Origin of the sequence: Bradyrhizobium hipponense (assembly GCF_008123965.1) — a bacterium.
Classification (GTDB): domain Bacteria; phylum Pseudomonadota; class Alphaproteobacteria; order Rhizobiales; family Xanthobacteraceae; genus Bradyrhizobium; species Bradyrhizobium hipponense.
Genome location: NZ_VSTH01000165.1, coordinates 1 through 1,344 on the forward strand (window position 1 = coordinate 1; position 1,344 = coordinate 1,344).

The window sequence follows — 1,344 nt, forward strand, 5'->3', positions numbered from 1 at the left end:
GAAGGCAAAGCCCAGCAAGGACGGGACCCCTCTGAGAGAGCGGGTAGTTTACTCCCCTGGATGACGACGGTCACGCGTCTGTCCTGGCTCACGTCGGTCGTCATTGCGTGCGACCGTTCACAAGGTTGGACGCAGCACGGCGCCGGTGGGAACGACGCCGGTGGTCAGATAGCGCCACAATGCCACCATCAGCTTGCGCGCCAGGGCAACAATGGCAATGCGGCGGATGCGCCCCTTGAGATCGCCGACCCGCGTGTTGAACCAGCGCGTCAGCTCGCTGTCGGGCTGGTGGCGTCTCCACAGCCAGGCCAGCTCGACGGCGAGCTTGCGGGCCCGCCGGTTGCCAGCCTTGCTGATGCCCTGCTCGCGGATACGCTGGCCGCTGTCGTAAGGGGTGCCGGTGAGGCCGAAGTAGCCGCCGACCTGACGGCGGTTGTCGAAGTCGCGATAGAACGCCTCGTTGACCAGCACCTCACCGCCGACCGAGCCGATGCTCTTGAGATCGATGAGCTGCATGATCCTGGCTTGCGGCGAAGCGGGCTGTGGGCTGCGCAGTTCGGCGCGGCTTTGGGCCTCGAGTTCGGCGAGCTGCCGGGCCACCAGGCACAGCCGCTCGTGCTCGCGTGCAATCTCCTCCTTGAGCCGGGCCGGCAGCGGACGACCGTCGCCGGTGCGCAGCTTAGCAATATCCTTGATGAATGTTCGCGCCAGCGGGCTGACATCGCGGATGCCTTGGCCGTGCAGCAGCCCTTTGATGCGGTTGGTGTGAGCCGTGCGTTCCTTGAGCAAGCGCTCGCGTTCCCGGGTGCGGCGCTTGCGGTCTTCATCCTCAACACTCGGCACGTGGACCATGCTGCACACCCGCGGCTCGCCCCGCAGATAGGCGAGGAATGTCCGCATCAGCTTCTCCAGATCGATCCGGTCGGTCTTGGCGCGCCGGGCGCGCCGGTTCACCTCGATGCTGGAGGGATCGATTTCATGGTTGATGACACTTTGTCCCATCAGCCATCGATGCAGCCAGTGGCCGTCGAGACCCGCCTCGTAGCACGACAAAACACGTACCGGCCGGCCATCTGCGGCAGCCTTCTTGCGCATGTCGGCAAGCCGGGCCGTCAAGGCGGCCAGGTCGCCGCCACCGATCGTATAGCGGCTCAGCTTCTGCGAACCCGGCAGCAACACGCCGAGCTTCCATTTCGCTTTGCTCAGTTCAAAAGCCAGATAAACCGTGGCATGCTCCGCTGCGGCGGGTGTCTCAGTGCGATCGAGCTTGATCATCTTGGTCCTCCGAGGCTGGATGGTTTGCAATCCAATCCTACCTCTCCTGACCACCCGCCACCCATAGGA

Annotated in this window: 1 protein-coding gene; it reads right to left on the bottom strand. The window is 64.5% G+C overall.

Annotation, left to right across the window (positions count from 1 at the left end; genetic code table 11):
- Positions 1 to 117 precede the first annotated feature (117 nt).
- The gene (locus tag FXV83_RS36875; RefSeq protein WP_235940510.1) at positions 118 to 1,275 is read right to left on the bottom strand and encodes an IS110 family RNA-guided transposase; all 1,158 of its coding nucleotides are present in this window, start codon (positions 1,273 to 1,275) and stop codon (positions 118 to 120) included.
- Positions 1,276 to 1,344: the final 69 nt, after the last annotated feature.